Annotated in this window: 1 pseudogene; it reads left to right on the top strand. The window is 44.5% G+C overall.

Annotation, left to right across the window (positions count from 1 at the left end):
* Nucleotides 1-1035: pseudogene (locus tag H4J54_RS00095) on the top strand (transposase); the annotation flags it as partial.

The following is a 1035-nucleotide window of genomic DNA, read 5'->3' as shown; positions in this document are numbered from 1 at the left end:
ATCACCAAAGTCTGCCGTCACTTCATCGAGTTATGCCGTCAAATGAATATGTTCACCGATGCCGTTGTGGCTATCGATGGCAGTAAATTCAAAGCGGTTAATAGCAAGCACAACAATTACACGCCGAACCAAGTTAAAAACCATATTCGTCGTATGGAAAAACATATTGAGAATTACTTAAGTCGACTTGAAACCGCCGATGCCAATGATAAAGTTGATGCTGTTCAAGCCTCTGCTGCTGAGAAAATTGCATGGATGAACAGAACACTCAAGGAACTTGCTGTACAAGTGGAGGCGCATCCAGACAAGCAACTTTCCACGGTTGACCCTGATGCCCGCTTACTTAAAACACAAGGCATGAACAGACAGGTTTGTTATAACGTTCAAAGCTCTGTTGATAGGAAACATCATTTAATAGTGACGCACGAAGTCACCAATACCAATGACCGTGGCAAGTTGGCCGATTTGACACGGTTGACGCAGCAAGCATTGGCGCAGAAAAACATTACAGTGTTAGCTGACAAAGGTTACTACGGCGGACGTGATATCAAAGAAACTCAAGATATGGGGGCCTCTGCGCTTGTGCCCGATGAAGTTCATCAGGCGTTTTAATTCAAAATGTGTCAACCCATACTAGGACGGGTCATATGACCAAGACCGAGACCTTTACGTTTGCCCTGCGGGGAATGAAATACCACATAAACGAAATGTTGAAGAAGGCGGAGTGAAACTCAAGGCCTATGTTGACCACATTGCTTGCAGGGACTGTGATATTCGCGCTAAATGTACCCAATCAAAACGCGAGCCACGAAATATAAGGCGTTGGATACACGAAGGTGAAATGGAAGAAATGCTAACACGATTGAAAAACGCACCTGACACGGTACTCATTCGCAAGCAAACGTTAGAGCCCCTTTGGCACCATAAAAATGTGGATGGGGGCAACCCACTTCCTTACCAAACAATTGAAAAATGTCAGTACCGAGATGAGTCTTCATGTTCTCGCTTATAACCTCAAACGAATGATGTCGATTG

Origin of the sequence: Colwellia sp. MB3u-8 (genome assembly GCF_014076985.1) — a bacterium.
GTDB lineage: Bacteria > Pseudomonadota > Gammaproteobacteria > Enterobacterales > Alteromonadaceae > Cognaticolwellia.
This window is presented reverse-complemented; position numbering and strand designations above follow the sequence as displayed.